The sequence below is a fragment of the Pseudomonas sp. NPDC089741 genome, from assembly GCF_044748825.1.
GTDB classification, from domain to species: Bacteria; Pseudomonadota; Gammaproteobacteria; order Pseudomonadales; family Pseudomonadaceae; genus Aquipseudomonas; species Aquipseudomonas helmanticensis.
The window spans coordinates 1-1320 of sequence record NZ_JBIVGT010000090.1; the positions used below are offsets into that span (position 1 = coordinate 1).

At 56.7% G+C, this 1320-nt stretch carries 1 pseudogene; it reads right to left on the reverse strand.

Annotated elements, in window-relative coordinates:
* Positions 1-1275, reverse strand: a pseudogene (gene rpoB, locus ACIPZE_RS28980) (DNA-directed RNA polymerase subunit beta); the annotation flags it as partial.
* Positions 1276-1320 lie beyond the last annotated feature (45 nt).

Genomic DNA, 1320 nt, shown 5'->3' on the forward strand with positions numbered 1-1320 from the left:
AGCACCTACGTAAACGATACCGGCTTCGTCCAGCTTGTTCAGTGCAGCTTCACCCACGTTAGGGATGTCTGCAGTGATTTCCTCTGGCCCAAGCTTGGTGTCACGTGCCACACAGGTCAGTTCCTGAATGTGGATCGTGGTAAAGCGATCTTCTTGAACAACTCGCTCCGACAGGCAGATGGAGTCTTCGAAGTTGTAACCGTTCCAGGCCATGAACGCGATGCGCATGTTCTGACCCAGCGCCAGCTCACCCATGTCAGTGGACGGGCCGTCAGCCATGATGTCGCTGCGCTGAACCCGATCACCTTTACGCACCAGCGGACGCTGGTTGATGCAGGTGTTCTGGTTGGAGCGCGTGTATTTGGTCAGGTTGTAGATGTCGACACCAGCTTCACCGGTTTCAACTTCGTCATCAGCAACACGAACCACGATACGGCTGGCATCAACGGAGTCGATCACGCCGCCACGACGAGCCACGACGCAAACGCCGGAGTCACGGGCTACGTTACGCTCCATGCCGGTACCGACCAGCGGCTTGTCAGCGCGCAGGGTTGGTACAGCTTGACGCTGCATGTTCGAACCCATCAACGCACGGTTGGCGTCATCGTGTTCGAGGAACGGGATCAGCGACGCTGCAACCGAAACTACCTGCTTCGGCGATACGTCCATCAAGGTGACGTCTTCCGGCGCCTTGACGGTGAACTCGTTTAAGTGACGAACAGCTACCAGTTCGTCAATCAGCATTTTCTTGTCGTTCATCGTGGCCGAAGCCTGAGCGATCACGTGATCGGCTTCTTCGATGGCAGACAGGAACACGATCTCGTCGGTGACCAGAGCGTCTTTCACCACACGGTACGGGCTCTCGAGGAAGCCGTACTGGTTAGTGCGAGCGTACGCAGCCAAGGAGTTGATCAGACCGATGTTCGGACCTTCCGGCGTTTCAATCGGGCATACACGACCGTAGTGAGTCGGGTGTACGTCACGAACTTCAAAGCCTGCGCGTTCACGAGTCAGACCACCAGGGCCGAGTGCGGAGACACGACGCTTGTGGGTGATCTCGGACAGCGGGTTGTTCTGGTCCATGAACTGCGAGAGCTGGCTGGAACCGAAGAACTCTTTCACCGCCGCAGCCACTGGCTTGGCGTTGATCAGGTCTTGCGGCATCAAGCCTTCGCTTTCAGCCATCGACAGACGCTCTTTGACCGCACGCACAAATCGTACCAGGCCAACGCGGAACTGGTTCTCGCCCATTTCTCCTACGCAGCGAACACGACGGTATCACAGGAGGTCGATGGCATAGACGATCCCTATAACTTTAAA